The following is a 14,328-nucleotide window of genomic DNA, read 5'->3' on the forward strand; positions in this document are numbered from 1 at the left end:
AACTATGGTGCAGAAATTGCTACTTGTGATCCGTCTGACACCGTTCAGTAACAGTCCTAAACGCGCCACAAGCGCTTATCTTGGTTTCCAGGGATTACATAATGAAAAAAGCATTGCTGACCCTTTCTGCACTGGCTCTGTGCATGGCCGCTGGTTCCGCCTTGGCCAAGGAATACAAGGAATTGCGTTTTGGTGTCGATCCTTCCTACGCGCCGTTCGAGTCCAAAGCCGCTGACGGCAGCCTGGTGGGCTTCGACATCGACCTGGGCAATGCGATCTGCGCCGAACTGAAGGTCAAGTGCAAGTGGGTCGAAAGCGACTTCGACGGCATGATTCCAGGCCTCAAAGCCAACAAATTCGACGGTGTGATTTCGTCCATGACCGTCACCGAAGCCCGCATGAAGGCCATCGACTTCTCCAACGAACTGTTCTCCGGCCCGACTTCGCTGGTATTCAAGAAGGGTGCCGGCTACTCCACGCCTGAGTCGCTCAAGGGCAAAACCGTGGGCTACGAGCAAGGCACCATCCAGGAAGCCTACGCCAAGGCCGTGCTGGACAAGGCCGGCGTGACGACCAAGGCTTATGCCAACCAGGACCAGGTCTACGCTGACCTGACCTCCGGCCGTCTCGACGCGTCCGTGCAGGACATGCTGCAAGCCGAACTGGGCTTCCTGAAGTCGCCGGCCGGTGCCGGTTACGAAGTCAGCGCGGCCATCGACGACCCATTGCTGCCGTCGAAAACCGCGGTCGGTATCAAAAAAGGTAACACTGAGCTGAAGGCCCTTTTGGATAAAGGTATCAAAGCGTTACACGATGATGGCACCTACGCCAGCATCCAGAAGAAACACTTTGGCGATCTGAACCTGTACAGCGGCAAATAATGCCTGGGGCGCCCCTTCCCGCGAGGGGCGCTTTTTTATCGCCATAGGTCCTGATTTATGTTCGAAGAACTGTTGCAAACCCTCGGACTGAGCGCGTTCAGTTTGAAGGGTTTCGGCCCGCTGTTGCTGCAAGGCACCTGGATGACCCTCAAGTTGTCGGTGCTGTCCCTGGCCGTCAGCGTGTTGCTGGGCCTGCTCGGCGCCAGCGCCAAACTGTCCAGCCTGCCCTTCCTGCGCATTCCCGCCCAGCTCTACACCACGCTGATTCGTGGCGTGCCCGACCTGGTGCTGATGCTGCTGATTTTCTACAGCCTGCAAACCTGGCTGACCGGTCTTACCGACTTCATGGAATGGGAATACATCGAAATCGACCCATTCAGCGCCGGGGTGATCACCCTGGGCTTTATTTACGGTGCGTACTTCACCGAAACCTTTCGCGGCGCGATCCTCGCGGTGCCCCGCGGTCAACTGGAAGCCGCCACGGCTTACGGCCTCAAGCGCGGGCAGCGGTTTCGCTACGTGACCTTCCCGCAAATGATGCGCTTTGCCCTGCCGGGCATCGGCAACAACTGGATGGTGATGCTCAAGGCCACCGCACTGGTGTCGATCATCGGCCTCGCGGATCTGGTCAAGGCCGCGCAGGATGCCGGCAAGAGCACCTATCAACTGTTTTACTTCCTGGTGGTCGCCGCACTGATCTACCTGCTGATCACCAGTGCGTCCAACTTTGTCCTGCGCCGTCTTGAACGTCGCTATTCGGCAGGCTCGCGGGAGGCCGTGCGATGATCGAACTCTTGCAGGAATACTGGCGCCCATTCCTTTACAGCGACGGCCAGCACATCACCGGCCTGGCCATGACCATGTGGTTGCTCAGCGCCTCGCTGGTGATCGGCTTCCTGGTGTCGATTCCGCTGTCCATCGCCCGGGTGTCGCGCAATCCCTTGGTGCGCTGGCCGGTGCAGTTCTACACCTACCTGTTTCGCGGCACGCCGCTCTATATCCAACTGCTGATCTGTTACACCGGCATCTACAGCATCGCCGCCGTGCGCGCCCAACCGGTGCTGGATGCGTTCTTTCGCGATGCGATGAACTGCACAGTCCTGGCGTTTGCCCTCAACACCTGCGCCTACACCACCGAGATTTTCGCCGGGGCGATCCGCAGCATGGCCCACGGCGAAGTCGAAGCGGCCAAAGCCTATGGCCTCAGCGGCTGGAAGCTGTACGCCTATGTCATCATGCCGTCGGCCCTGCGCCGTTCATTGCCGTACTACAGCAACGAAGTGATTTTGATGCTGCACTCGACGACAGTGGCGTTTACCGCGACCATCCCGGACATTCTCAAAGTGGCCCGGGACGCCAACTCGGCCACGTTCCTCACCTTTCAATCGTTCGGCATCGCTGCGCTGATCTACCTGACCGTGACCTTTGCCCTGGTCGGTCTGTTTCGTCTGGCGGAGCGCCGCTGGCTGGCCTTCCTCGGGCCGAGCCACTAAGGAGCCTTCATGCGTCATCAGGTTCATGAACTGATCGCGCCCGTGCCTGGCACGGCACGGCAGATTCACAGTTTCCACTTCGGCCCGGAGCTGGCCGAACGCAAGGTCTACATCCAGTCGTCACTGCATGCCGATGAATTGCCGGGCATGCTGGTGGCCTGGCACCTCAAGGCGCGCCTGGCGCAACTGGCCGCCGCCGGGCGCTTGCGCAGCGAGATCGTGCTGGTGCCGATCGCCAACCCGGCGGGCCTCGAACAAGTGTTGATGGACATCCCGCTGGGCCGCTATGAGCTGGAAAGCGGGCAGAACTTCAATCGCCTGTTTGTCGACCTCAGTGAAGAGGTGGGCGATCGGGTCGAGGATGTGCTCGGGGATGATCCCCAGCGCAACGTCGAATTGATCCGCACGGCACTCTCCACCGCGTTGGCCGCACAAACCGCCGCGACGCAGTTGCAGTCCCAGCGCCTGGTGCTGCAACGCCTGGCTTGCGATGCCGACATGGTGCTCGACCTGCATTGCGATTTCGAAGCCGTGGCGCACCTGTACACCACGCCCGAGGCCTGGCCGCAGGTGGAGCCGTTGGCGCGCTATATCGGCTCGGAGGCCAACTTGCTGGCCACCGATTCCGGCGGGCAATCTTTCGATGAGTGCTTCAGCCTGGTGTGGTGGCAATTGCAGCAACGCTTCGGCGAGCGCTTCCCGATCCCCATGGGCAGCTTTTCGGTGACCGTCGAGCTGCGCGGCCAGGGTGACGTCAACCACGGCCTGGCCGGCCTCGACTGCCAGGCGATCATCGACTACCTGATTCACTTCGGCGCGATTGCCGGCGACGTGGCACCGCTGCCCGCCCTGCCCTACCCGGCCACCCCGCTGGCGGGAGTCGAACCGGTGGCGACGCCGGTCGGCGGCCTGCTGGTGTTCAGTGCCTTGCCCGGCGAGTACCTCGAAGCCGGGCAACTGATCGCCGAAATCATCGACCCCATTACTGACCGCGTAACGCCTGTGCATTGTCAAAACGCCGGCCTGCTTTACGCCCGTTCGCTACGGCGCATGGCCACTGCGGGGATGGTCATCGGCCATGTCGCAGGTTCAGAGGCCTACCGCAGCGGCTACCTACTTTCGCCTTGAGGATGCACGCCCCATGTACAAACTGACCGTTGAAGGCCTGCATAAAAGCTATGGCGACAATGAAGTGCTCAAAGGCGTCTCGCTCAAGGCCAAGACCGGTGACGTGATCAGCCTGATCGGCGCCAGCGGCTCGGGCAAGAGCACCTTCCTGCGCTGCATCAACTTTCTGGAAACCCCCAACGACGGCGCGATGACCCTCGATGACAAGCCGATCCGCATGGTCAGCGACCGCCACGGCATGCGCGTGGCCGACGATGCCGAGCTGCAGCGCCTGCGCACACGCCTGGCGATGGTGTTCCAGCACTTCAACCTGTGGAGCCACATGAGCGTGCTGGAAAACATCACCATGGCCCCGCGCCGGGTGCTGGGCTGCAGTAAGAAAGACGCCGAAGAGCGTGCCCGTCGCTACCTGGACAAAGTCGGACTGCCGGCCCGCGTGGCCGATCAATACCCGGCATTTCTCTCCGGCGGCCAGCAGCAACGCGTGGCCATCGCCCGCGCCCTGGCGATGGAACCGGAAGTGATGCTGTTCGACGAACCCACCTCGGCCCTCGACCCGGAGCTGGTGGGCGAAGTGCTGAAGGTGATCCAGGGCCTGGCCGAGGAAGGCCGCACCATGATCATGGTGACCCACGAAATGAGCTTTGCGCGCAAGGTGTCGAGCCAGGTGCTGTTCCTGCACAAGGGCCTGGTGGAAGAGCAAGGCACGCCGGAGGATGTGCTGGGCAACCCGAAGAGTGAGCGCCTGCAACAGTTCCTGAGTGGCAATCTGAAGTAAGCCTTCGCCGATCTTCCCACGCGCCCCCGGCGCCGCCCAAGCGCTCTGAGAGCCCGCCCAGCCGGCCCATGCGCTTGAGCGCGGCAATCCACGATAAGCGCGCAGGCGGCCCGCTGCCCGCGTTTTGGGGCTTTGCTGGGGATACTGAGTGCAACACGGCGGATATTTGTGATCGGCCGCCAGGAGAAATGGCCAGCCCGCGGAAGGACTGACCACATTCCAATCTGCAGGCATCAGGCCATCGGCGCGGGTGGCGGCTCGTCCGGAAGGGTCGGTTCGCCAGGTTCGGTAGGCTCAGGGGAATCCGGGTCAGGTTGACCGGGGAGACCACCCGCATAAGCAGGGTCGGCCATCAGGGACCACGCCATCACGCCAATCTGGTTGGGTTCAAGCCGGGCGAGTTCGGCGCTGATTCGCGGGTCGAGTTTCATAAGGTACTCCTCAAGCGTGGCTCGGCGCGCATTGCACGCACCGAAGCAGTACACCCAATAGAGTCACTTTCCGCAGACTAATTCCCTTTACGCGTAGGAGCTTTCGATCAAGCGCGTGGCAAGGTGACGCCGCGCTGGCCCTGGTACTTGCCAGCACGGTCCTTGTAGGACACTTCACAGGCCTCATCGGACTGCAGGAACAGCATCTGCGCCACGCCTTCGTTGGCGTAGATCTTCGCTGGCAGGGTGGTGGTGTTGGAGAATTCCAGGGTGACGTGACCTTCCCACTCAGGCTCAAGTGGCGTCACGTTGACGATGATGCCGCAGCGCGCGTAAGTGCTTTTACCCAGGCAGATGGTCAGCACGTCGCGGGGAATACGGAAGAACTCTACGGTGCGCGCCAGGGCGAAGGAGTTGGGCGGGATGATGCACACGTCGCTCTTGACGTCGACGAAGCTCTTTTCGTCGAAGTTCTTCGGATCGACGATCGCCGAGTTGATATTGGTGAACACCTTGAACTCATCGGCACAACGCACGTCGTAGCCGTAGCTGGAAACACCATACGAAATCACGCGATCGGCGTCGTCACCACGGATCTGGCGCTCAACGAACGGTTCGATCATGCCGTGCTCTTGCGCCATGCGGCGAATCCACTTGTCCGATTTGATGCTCATGGCGGGTGTCCTGATAGCGAGGTGGAAAAATTCTGTTGGGCATCTTACCGGGGCAGGCGTTGGGGTTCAAAGGGCGTGGGGCTTTTGTTGACGAATGTGTTGATCAATGCCCGCCTTGTACAAGCCGCGCCCATTGGGGCCGGGACCCGAATCGGCGTGCGCGACGGACGTAAATACCACCGCCAGTCACGAAATTAGAGAAACCTTCGGAAATACCATTGGCACGTTCCGGAAAAAGGGTTAAGGTGGCGCCACTGTGCTGCTTGTGTCACTGAGAATCTCTACACGATATGTTGAATTTCGATCCAACCATCTCCAAGAATTTTTCCTGCTCTTTGCACTCAGTCTCGGCCAGGGCTTTTCCTGAGTCGCAGTTAACTTTGTCCAAGGAGATACACCATGTCTAATCGCCAAACTGGTACCGTTAAGTGGTTCAACGATGAAAAAGGCTTCGGCTTCATCACTCCACAATCCGGTGACGACCTGTTCGTTCACTTCAAAGCTATCCAATCCGACGGCTTCAAAAGCCTGAAAGAAGGCCAACAGGTTTCTTTCATCGCTACCCGCGGTCAGAAAGGCATGCAAGCTGAAGAAGTTCAAGTTATCTAACTTGTACTGACTCAGTCGAAAGAACCCCGCCCTTAAAAGCGGGGTTTTTTTATGCCTTGGATTTGGGCATGCATGAGCGCAAAAAATGTGGGAGGGGGCTTGCTCCCGATGGCGGTGGGTCAGTCAATACATCCAGTGACTGATCCACTGCCATCGGGAGCAAGCTCCCTCCCACATTCAGACTGCGTCGTTACTGAAACAACGACTCGCTCGACAAGCCGTTCTTCTCCAGGATCTCACGCAAGCGCTTGAGCCCTTCTACCTGGATCTGCCGCACCCGCTCACGGGTCAAGCCGATCTCCAGGCCTACATCCTCCAGGGTGCTGCTCTCATGACCGCGCAGGCCGAAGCGGCGAATCACCACCTCGCGCTGCTTGTCCGTAAGCTCCGACAACCACTGGTCAATGCTTTGGGAAAGATCATCGTCCTGCAACAGCTCGCAAGGGTCTGTCGGACGATCATCCGTCAGGGTGTCCAGCAGGGTTTTGTCCGAATCCGGGCCCAGCGAGACGTCGACCGAAGACACGCGCTCGTTAAGACCGAGCATGCGCTTGACCTCGCCCACCGGTTTTTCCAGCAGGTTGGCGATTTCTTCGGGAGAGGGTTCATGATCGAGTTTTTGTGTCAGCTCACGCGCCGCCCGCAGGTAGACGTTGAGCTCCTTGACCACATGGATCGGCAACCGGATCGTGCGGGTTTGATTCATGATCGCCCGTTCGATGGTCTGACGAATCCACCAGGTGGCATAGGTCGAGAAGCGGAAACCGCGTTCGGGGTCGAACTTCTCCACCGCCCGGATCAAGCCCAGGTTGCCCTCCTCGATCAGGTCCAACAGTGACAGCCCGCGATTGACGTAGCGTCGGGCGATTTTCACCACCAGGCGCAGGTTGCTTTCAATCATGCGCTTGCGCCCAGCCGGATCGCCCTTTTGCGACAAGCGCGCAAAATGGACTTCTTCTTCGGGAGTCAGCAGAGGGGAAAAGCCGATTTCATTGAGGTACAGCTGGGTCGCATCGAGCGCCCGCGTGTAGTCAATGTACTTATGTTGCTTTAACGCAGTGGAGTTCTTGGATTTGGTGCGAACTGAAGGTACAGCCATTCCCTCATTCGACATCGATTCCATAGCGATGCCGGTCTCCGTAAGGAGAACCTCATCGTCGATGTCAAACTCCGGCGCTTCTTTACTGAGAGCCATTGTTATAGTCCTTTGGTGAGTTCGACCTCAAGCTCAAGCGACGCCTTTATCCTTGGCAACGCTAGAGCCTGTTCCTTCTACGTGAGGGAACAGGCTGGCAACACATCAACGACGGGGTAGGAATTGCAGAGGATCTACAGGTTTCCCTTGGCGGCGAATCTCAAAGTGCAGTTTCACCCGGTCTGTACCAGTTGACCCCATTTCGGCAATTGTCTGTCCGACTTTGACCTGCTGCCCCTCCCGAACCAACAGCCTACGGTTGTGGCCGTAAGCACTGACGTAGGTATCGCTGTGTTTGATGATGACCAGCTCGCCGTAGCCCCGCAAACCACTCCCGGCGTACACCACTGTCCCATCAGATGCAGCTAAAACAGGCTGTCCCAAATCCCCGGCGATATCAATGCCTTTATTCAAACTACCGTTTGAAGAGAATTTTCCAATCAATACGCCGTTCGACGGCCATCCCCAGCCGGTCGGCGCAGGCCCCGCAGGCGGCAGCGGCGCGGCTGCCGGCTTGCTCGCAACCGCAGGCGCGGCGCTGCCTGCAGGCCGCGTGATGATCGTGGTTTTGCTCGAGGACGAGGGCGAAGATGTGGTGTTTGTCACCACTGATGTCGGTGTTGAACCGGTGCGCCCATCGAAGCGAATCGTCTGACCCGGATGTATCGTGTAGGGCACCGGAATATTGTTGCGCGCGGCGAGCGCCTTGTAGTCCCAGCCATAGCGGAAGGCAATCGAAAACAGCGTATCGCCCTTGCGCACCACATACTGCCCCGTGGTCACGGTCGGCTTCTGCGGCGCGGCATTCGTGCGATCAACCACCCTCGCGCCCCCGGAAGGCGTGCTCGAACAAGCCGCCAATAAGGAACTCAAGACAAGGCCAAGCACCAGTCGCTGAAAGCTTGTTTTACTCATACGCTGCGCAAGACCTGTGAGACTCACCCGCCGCTCCCTTTGTGGTGGCTGAACATGAATGCCTGTATCAGGCTTGAAATATGTCGTAAGTATAACTGGGCATTGGCTTTTTACTGGCACACGACTGAAACGAAAGATTCATCGCGTTTAAAACCAACGACCGATCATGTTGACTCTATAGACCCCGCCGTAAGACACATCGCCGCCAACAGAATTCACTGCTCGCGAATAAATGATCAGGCCAGCGGGCCATTGAGCAACGGCACGAAACGCACGGCGCCGAGCACATGCCGGGAAAAGCCTTCGTCTTCACGGATAATGAGCATCAATTGTTGCACTTCGCCGGAACCCACCGGGATCACCAGCCGACCGCCAGGGGCCAGTTGATCGAGCAACGCCTGCGGTACATCGGTGGCGACCGCGGTGACGATGATGCCGTTATACGGCGCCAGCGCCGGCCAGCCTTCCCAGCCATCGCCCCAGCGGAACACCACGTTGCGCAGGTTCAGTTCCACCAGGCGTTCCTTGGCGCGATCCTGCAGCACCTTGATGCGCTCCACCGAGAACACGCGCTCTACCAACTGCGACAGCACGGCAGTCTGGTAGCCGGAACCGGTGCCGATCTCCAGCACCTTGTCCAACGGGCCCGCCGCCAGCAGCAGCTCGCTCATGCGCGCAACCATATACGGCTGGGAAATGGTCTGGTTATGCCCGATCGGCAACGCCGTGTCTTCATAGGCGCGATGGGCCAGGGCCTCATCGACAAACAGGTGCCGGGGCGTGCGCCGGATCACTTCCAGTACCTGGGCGTTGGACAGGCCCTCTTCGTACAGGCGCTGGATCAGACGCTCGCGGGTGCGCTGGGAGGTCATCCCGATGCCGCGACGCAACAGGTCGTCTTGTTCACGAGCCATCAGCGCAAGTCCTCCAGCCAGCCATCGAGACTACTGAAGGCATCACTGAAGGTGCGATCGAGCTGCAACGGGGTAATCGATACATAGCCTTGCATCACCGCATGAAAGTCAGTGCCCGGCCCACCGTCTTCGGCATCGCCCGCAGCGGCGATCCAATAACCTTCCTTGCCACGCGGGTCGACCACCTTCAACGGCGCCGCCGCGCGGGCGCGATGGCCCAGGCGCGTGAGCTGGATACCGCGAATATGCTCGAGGGGCAAGTTGGGGATATTGACGTTAAGCACCGTCCGGGGTGGCAGATCGAGGGAACCGTGGGCCTCGACCAGCTTGCGCGCGAAATGCGCGGCCGTCGGCAGGTTGTCCAACTGACGCGAGGTCAACGAAAAGGCGAACGAGGTCCGCCCCAGGAAACGCCCTTCCAGGGCTGCCGCCACCGTGCCGGAATACAGCACGTCATCCCCCAGGTTGGCGCCGAGGTTGATGCCCGACACCACCAAGTCCGGCTCCTGATCCAACAAACTGTTGATCGCCAGGTGTACGCAGTCGGTGGGGGTGCCGTTCACGCTGATATAGCCATTGGCCAGAACGTGTACGTGCAGCGGACGGTCGAGCGTCAGCGAACTGCTGGCGCCGCTCTTGTCCTGGTCGGGGGCAACCACCACGCACTCGGCGTAATCCGCCAGCGCAGCATGAAGCGCGGCGAGGCCGGGTGCGGTGGCACCGTCGTCATTTGATATCAGAATACGCATGGGCTGTCCGTCTGCCCCACCGGCACCAGATCAACAAGCTCGCGCACCAAGACAGTGGCGAAGCATCCGGCCGGCAGGACGAATTCCAATTGCAGAATGTCAGGCCCGGGATAATGCCACGTCAACCCGCCAATGGGCAGTCGCAGAATGCGACGTTCCTGGCTCATGCCGGCATTCACCAGCCAATCGCGCAGGTCGGCCTCACTGGCAGCAACCGCCTGCTCCAGCGCATGGGTTGCACCGCTGGCTGGCGAATCGCCTTCGCCCCACTGCGGTCCGGTGGGGTGCAGATCGAGGATCGCCAGGCGCGGGTCGCTGCATTCAGCCTCCCCCGCCGGGAAAAAACTGCGGCTGTCGGTGAAGGCCAGCAGATCGCCGACCTGCGCACGCTGCCAGGAACCGTCCGCGACACGGGCCGCCAACACTTTGTTGAAGAGGTAACTGCGCGCCGTCGACAGCAACCGCGAACGCACGTTGCGCTGCTCCGGCAAGGCCTTGCGGGCCGCCCACTCACGCGCATCCACCACATTGCCGCCGTTGTGGCCAAAGCGCTGGGTGCCGAAATAATTGGGAATGCCGTGCTGGGCGATCAGTTGCAAGCGCGCATCGATGGCCGCGTGATCCCCCGCCAGTTGCGTCAGGCGCAAGGTAAAACCGTTGGCCGAATGAGCACCGCGTTGCAGCTTGCGCTTGTGGCGGCCGGTCTTGAGGATCTTGAGGGTGTCGTTTTCCGCGCCGCTCAGGTCCGGATCGGCCTTGCCCGGCAGTTGCACACTGAACCACTGGCGGGTCAACGCCTGGCGATCCTTGAGCCCGGCATAGCTGACGGTGCGCAACGGCACGCCGGCGGCCTTGGCGATCCGGCGCGCGGCTTCTTCGGTGTTGAGGCCACGCTTTTCCACCCACAGCCACAGGTGCTCACCCTCACCGCTCAGCGGGATATCGAGCACTTCGTCGACCTGGAAATCTTCCGCGGTAGCCTTCAGCACGGCGCTGCCCAAGGCCTCGCCATAGGCCCGTGGGCCCAGCAGTTGCAAGTCGTTCATGCGCGCAGCAACAAAGCGACGGAATGTACCGCGATGCCCTCTTCACGACCGGTAAACCCGAGCTTTTCGGTGGTGGTGGCTTTCACGTTCACTTGATCCAATTCAATGTGCAGATCCGCCGCGATCAGCGCGCGCATCGACTCGATGTGGGGGGCCATTTTCGGCGCCTGGGCCACGATGGTGTTATCGACGTTGCCGACCTTCCAGCCTTTGGCGTGGATCAGGCCGACCACATGGCGCAGCAATACCCGGCTGTCCGCGCCCTTGAAGGTCGGGTCGGTGTCCGGAAAGTGCTTGCCGATATCGCCGAGCGCCGCGGCGCCGAGCAAGGCGTCGCTCAACGCGTGCAACAGGACATCGCCGTCGGAATGAGCCAGCAACCCATGGTGGTGCGCGATCCGCACGCCGCCCAGGGTGATGAAATCGCCTTCAGCGAAACGGTGCACATCGTAGCCGTGGCCAATACGCATAAAAAAACGCCCCGATTTAATTCAGGGCGTGATTCTACCTACTTTTGTCGCATATTAACCGAGCAAAGCACGACCATGATGTCGCAAATGGTCTTCGATGAAGCTGGCGATAAAGAAGTAGCTGTGGTCATAGCCCGGTTGCAGGCGCAGTTCGAGCGGATGGTTGGCCGCTTTCGCCGCTTGCTGCAGGGCTTCGGGCTTGAGCTGCACCGCGAGGAAGTCGTCGCGGTCGCCCTGGTCCACCAGCAACGGCAGCTTTTCCGCGGCTTCGCTGATCAGCACGCAAGCGTCCCACTCGCGCCACTTCGAGCGCTCTTCGCCCAGATAACGGGAGAAGGCTTTCTGGCCCCATGGGCAATCCATCGGGTTGTTGATCGGCGAAAACGCCGACACCGATAGGTAACGCCCGGGGTTGCGCAATGCACATACCAGCGCACCGTGGCCGCCCATGGAGTGGCCGCTGATACCGCGCTTCTGCGAAGCCGGGAAATGCGCCTCAACCAACGCCGGCAATTCCTGCACCACGTAGTCATGCATCCGATAGTGCTTGGCCCAGGGTTCCTGGGTGGCATTCAGATAGAAACCGGCCCCCAGGCCGAAATCCCAGGCGTTGTCCGGATCGCCCGGCACCCCAGGACCACGCGGGCTGGTGTCCGGCGCAACAATGATCAGCCCCAGTTCGGCCGCCATGCGCTGGGCGCCGGCTTTCTGCATGAAGTTTTCATCGGTGCAGGTCAACCCGGACAGCCAGTACACCACCGGCAGCTTGCCGCCCTGCTCCGCTTGCGGCGGCAGGTAGACGGCGAAGGTCATGTCGCAACCGAGGACCTCGGAATGATGCTTGTAGCGTTTATGCCAGCCGCCGAAGCTCTTCTGGCACGACAGGTTTTCCAGACTCATGGCCGACCTCAGAAGTGAATGACGGTACGAATGCTCTTGCCTTCATGCATCAGATCAAACGCTTTGTTGATGTCTTCCAGGCCCATGGTGTGGGTGATGAAGGTGTCCAACGGGATCTCGCCGCTCTGGGCCATTTCCACGTAGCTGGGCAGCTCGCTGCGACCACGCACGCCGCCAAAGGCCGAACCGCGCCAGACGCGGCCGGTCACCAACTGGAATGGACGGGTGGAAATTTCCTGGCCGGCACCGGCAACGCCGATGATCACCGATTCGCCCCAGCCTTTGTGGCAGCACTCGAGGGCGGCGCGCATCAGTTGCACGTTACCGATGCACTCGAAGGAAAAGTCCACGCCGCCGTCAGTCAAATCGACAATCACGTCCTGGATCGGGCGATCGTAGTCTTTCGGGTTGATGCAGTCGGTGGCGCCCAGTTGCTTGGCGATTTCGAACTTGGCCGGGTTGATGTCGATGGCGATGATGCGACCGGCCTTGGCTTTTACCGCGCCGATTACCGCCGACAGGCCGATACCGCCCAAGCCGAAGATGGCGACGGTATCGCCGGGCTTGACCTTGGCGGTGTTGATCACCGCACCGATACCGGTGGTGACGCCACAGCCGAGCAGGCAGACTTTTTCCAGCGGCGCGTCTTTAGGAATCTTCGCCACGGAAATTTCCGGCAGCACGGTGTACTCGGAAAAGGTCGAGGTGCCCATGTAGTGGAAAATCGGCTGACCCTTGTAGGAGAAACGCGTGGTGCCGTCGGGCATCAGGCCTTTGCCCTGGGTGGCACGAATCGCCTGGCACAGGTTGGTCTTGCCCGACAGGCAGAATTTGCACTTGCCGCATTCCGGGGTGTAGAGCGGGATCACATGGTCGCCGACCGCAACCGAGGTCACGCCCTCGCCGATCGCCTCAACCACCGCACCGCCTTCATGGCCGAGAATCGACGGGAAGATGCCTTCCGGGTCGGCGCCCGACAACGTGTAGGCGTCGGTATGGCACACGCCGGACGCAACCACGCGCAACAGCACTTCGCCGGCCTTGGGCATGGCGACATCCACTTCTACGATCTCGAGGGGCTTCTTGGCTTCGAAGGCTACGGCGGCGCGGGACTTGATCATCCGGGTTTCTCCTGGGAGTTAAAAACTAAGACGGCGAGTGTAAAACATGCCCCACTGATTAATAATCCAGGCAAAAGCAAAACTTTATTGCTGTACAGGGACAATCGCCATGCTGGAAAACCGCTGGGAAGGCATCGATGAGTTCGTCGCCGTCGCTGAATGCAGCCAATTCACCGCGGCGGCGGAACGCCTTGGGGTGTCTTCGTCGCACATCAGCCGGCAAGTGGCTCGCCTGGAAGAACGGCTGCAAACGCGCTTGCTGTATCGCAGTACGCGCAAGGTGACCCTGACCGAAGCCGGCCAGACCTTTCTGCAACACTGCCAGCGCCTGCAGGATGGCCGCGAAGAGGCCCTGCGCGCCGTCGGCGACCTCGCCAGCGAGCCCAAGGGCATGCTGCGCATGACCTGCGCCGTGGCGTATGGCGAACGATTCATCGTGCCGCTGGTGACGCGGTTCATGGGGCTTTACCCGCAACTGCGGGTGGACATCGAACTGAGCAATCGTCAGTTGGACTTGGTACACGAAGGCCTCGACCTGGCGATTCGCCTGGGACGCCTGCAAGACTCGCGCATGGTCGCCAGCCGCCTGGCCCCGCGCCGCATGTACTTGTGCGCGTCGCCGTCCTACCTGGCGCGGTATGGGCGGCCGCACAGTTTGTCGGAGTTGAGTCGGCACAACTGCCTGATCGGCAGCTCGGACATCTGGCAACTGGCCCAGGACGGGCGCGAATTTTCCCAAAGGGTGCAGGGCAACTGGCGCTGCAACAGTGGGCAAGCGGTGTTGGACGCGGCGTTGCAAGGGGTGGGCTTGTGTCAGTTACCGGACTATTACGTGCTCGAGCATTTGCACAGTGGCGCGCTGGTGTCGTTACTGGAAGCGCATCAGCCGCCGAATACGGCGGTGTGGGCGTTGTATCCGCAGCAGCGGCACTTGTCGCCGAAGGTCAGGAAGCTGGTGGATTATTTAAAGGCAGGGTTGGCCGAACGGCCCGAGTACGGTACTGAGCATTGATGGCGTTTATCG

At 60.5% G+C, this 14,328-nt stretch carries 17 protein-coding genes; 7 read left to right on the forward strand and 10 right to left on the reverse strand.

Features of this window, described 5'->3' with window-relative positions:
• Positions 1-101 precede the first annotated feature (101 nt).
• The 5 genes from AC07W0_RS11035 to AC07W0_RS11055 are packed head-to-tail and all read left to right on the forward strand — an operon-like array spanning position 102 to position 4,280.
• Positions 102-881: a transporter substrate-binding domain-containing protein gene (locus AC07W0_RS11035; RefSeq protein WP_046384451.1), complete on the forward strand. Its 780-nt coding sequence runs from the start codon at positions 102-104 to the stop codon at positions 879-881.
• 57 nt (positions 882-938) lie between these two features.
• Entirely contained in the window at positions 939-1,667 is a 729-nt protein-coding gene (locus AC07W0_RS11040; protein ID WP_102617378.1) for an ABC transporter permease, read from the forward strand.
• On the forward strand, positions 1,664-2,374 hold the full coding sequence (locus tag AC07W0_RS11045; RefSeq protein ID WP_017844772.1) for an ABC transporter permease: 711 nt from the start codon (positions 1,664-1,666) through the stop codon (positions 2,372-2,374). The genes AC07W0_RS11040 and AC07W0_RS11045 overlap by 4 nt, the downstream gene beginning before the upstream one ends.
• A 9-nt stretch (positions 2,375-2,383) precedes the next feature.
• Positions 2,384-3,502: a succinylglutamate desuccinylase/aspartoacylase family protein gene (locus AC07W0_RS11050; RefSeq protein WP_017844771.1), complete on the forward strand. Its 1,119-nt coding sequence runs from the start codon at positions 2,384-2,386 to the stop codon at positions 3,500-3,502.
• Between the two features lie 13 nt (positions 3,503-3,515).
• Positions 3,516-4,280, forward strand: coding sequence for an ABC transporter ATP-binding protein (locus AC07W0_RS11055; protein WP_046384454.1), 765 nt, complete (start codon positions 3,516-3,518; stop codon positions 4,278-4,280).
• A 233-nt stretch (positions 4,281-4,513) separates the two neighbouring features.
• Here the strand turns inward: AC07W0_RS11055 and AC07W0_RS11060 are convergent, their stop codons facing one another.
• Together AC07W0_RS11060 and dcd are read right to left on the reverse strand one after the other, a co-directional pair.
• Positions 4,514-4,711 carry a hypothetical protein gene (locus tag AC07W0_RS11060; protein WP_046490227.1) on the reverse strand — a complete coding sequence of 66 codons (198 nt, stop codon included), beginning with the start codon at positions 4,709-4,711 and terminating at the stop codon, positions 4,514-4,516.
• Positions 4,712-4,818: 107 nt separating this feature from the next.
• Positions 4,819-5,385: a dCTP deaminase gene (gene dcd, locus AC07W0_RS11065; RefSeq protein WP_017844768.1), complete on the reverse strand. Its 567-nt coding sequence runs from the start codon at positions 5,383-5,385 to the stop codon at positions 4,819-4,821.
• Positions 5,386-5,784: 399 nt separating this feature from the next.
• Here dcd and AC07W0_RS11070 point away from each other — a divergent pair, with 399 nt between their 5' ends.
• Positions 5,785-5,994 (forward strand): cold-shock protein, encoded by a 210-nt coding sequence (locus AC07W0_RS11070; protein ID WP_002554837.1) that lies wholly within the window; start codon positions 5,785-5,787, stop codon positions 5,992-5,994.
• Positions 5,995-6,184: 190 nt separating this feature from the next.
• On the opposite strand, the gene rpoS is transcribed toward AC07W0_RS11070, so the two are convergent.
• From rpoS to AC07W0_RS11110, 8 genes are all read right to left on the reverse strand, one after another.
• Positions 6,185-7,189, reverse strand: a complete 1,005-nt coding sequence (rpoS, locus tag AC07W0_RS11075; protein ID WP_017844767.1) for an RNA polymerase sigma factor RpoS — start codon at positions 7,187-7,189, stop codon at positions 6,185-6,187.
• Positions 7,190-7,294: 105 nt separating this feature from the next.
• Entirely contained in the window at positions 7,295-8,131 is an 837-nt protein-coding gene (locus AC07W0_RS11080) for a peptidoglycan DD-metalloendopeptidase family protein (RefSeq protein ID WP_026139769.1), read from the reverse strand.
• 209 nt (positions 8,132-8,340) lie between these two features.
• Positions 8,341-8,976: a protein-L-isoaspartate(D-aspartate) O-methyltransferase gene (locus tag AC07W0_RS11085; RefSeq protein ID WP_169850588.1), complete on the reverse strand. Its 636-nt coding sequence runs from the start codon at positions 8,974-8,976 to the stop codon at positions 8,341-8,343.
• A 41-nt stretch (positions 8,977-9,017) separates the two neighbouring features.
• Positions 9,018-9,767, reverse strand: a complete 750-nt coding sequence (gene surE / locus AC07W0_RS11090; RefSeq protein WP_017844765.1) for a 5'/3'-nucleotidase SurE — start codon at positions 9,765-9,767, stop codon at positions 9,018-9,020.
• The gene (truD, locus tag AC07W0_RS11095; protein WP_017844764.1) at positions 9,755-10,813 is read right to left on the reverse strand and encodes a tRNA pseudouridine(13) synthase TruD; all 1,059 of its coding nucleotides are present in this window, start codon (positions 10,811-10,813) and stop codon (positions 9,755-9,757) included. Before truD ends, surE begins: the two co-directional genes overlap by 13 nt.
• On the reverse strand, positions 10,810-11,283 hold the full coding sequence (gene ispF / locus AC07W0_RS11100) for a 2-C-methyl-D-erythritol 2,4-cyclodiphosphate synthase (protein WP_017844763.1): 474 nt from the start codon (positions 11,281-11,283) through the stop codon (positions 10,810-10,812). Before ispF ends, truD begins: the two co-directional genes overlap by 4 nt.
• Before the next feature lie 54 nt (positions 11,284-11,337).
• Positions 11,338-12,183, reverse strand: a complete 846-nt coding sequence (fghA, locus tag AC07W0_RS11105; protein ID WP_017844762.1) for an S-formylglutathione hydrolase — start codon at positions 12,181-12,183, stop codon at positions 11,338-11,340.
• Between the two features lie 8 nt (positions 12,184-12,191).
• Positions 12,192-13,304, reverse strand: a complete 1,113-nt coding sequence (locus AC07W0_RS11110) for an S-(hydroxymethyl)glutathione dehydrogenase/class III alcohol dehydrogenase (protein WP_017844761.1) — start codon at positions 13,302-13,304, stop codon at positions 12,192-12,194.
• Positions 13,305-13,413: 109 nt separating this feature from the next.
• On the opposite strand from AC07W0_RS11110, the gene AC07W0_RS11115 reads away from it, so the two are divergent.
• Complete coding sequence (locus AC07W0_RS11115) at positions 13,414-14,316, forward strand: LysR substrate-binding domain-containing protein (RefSeq protein ID WP_017844760.1); 903 nt, start codon at positions 13,414-13,416, stop codon at positions 14,314-14,316.
• Positions 14,317-14,328 lie beyond the last annotated feature (12 nt).

This window comes from Pseudomonas sp. GW704-F2, from assembly GCF_059423025.1.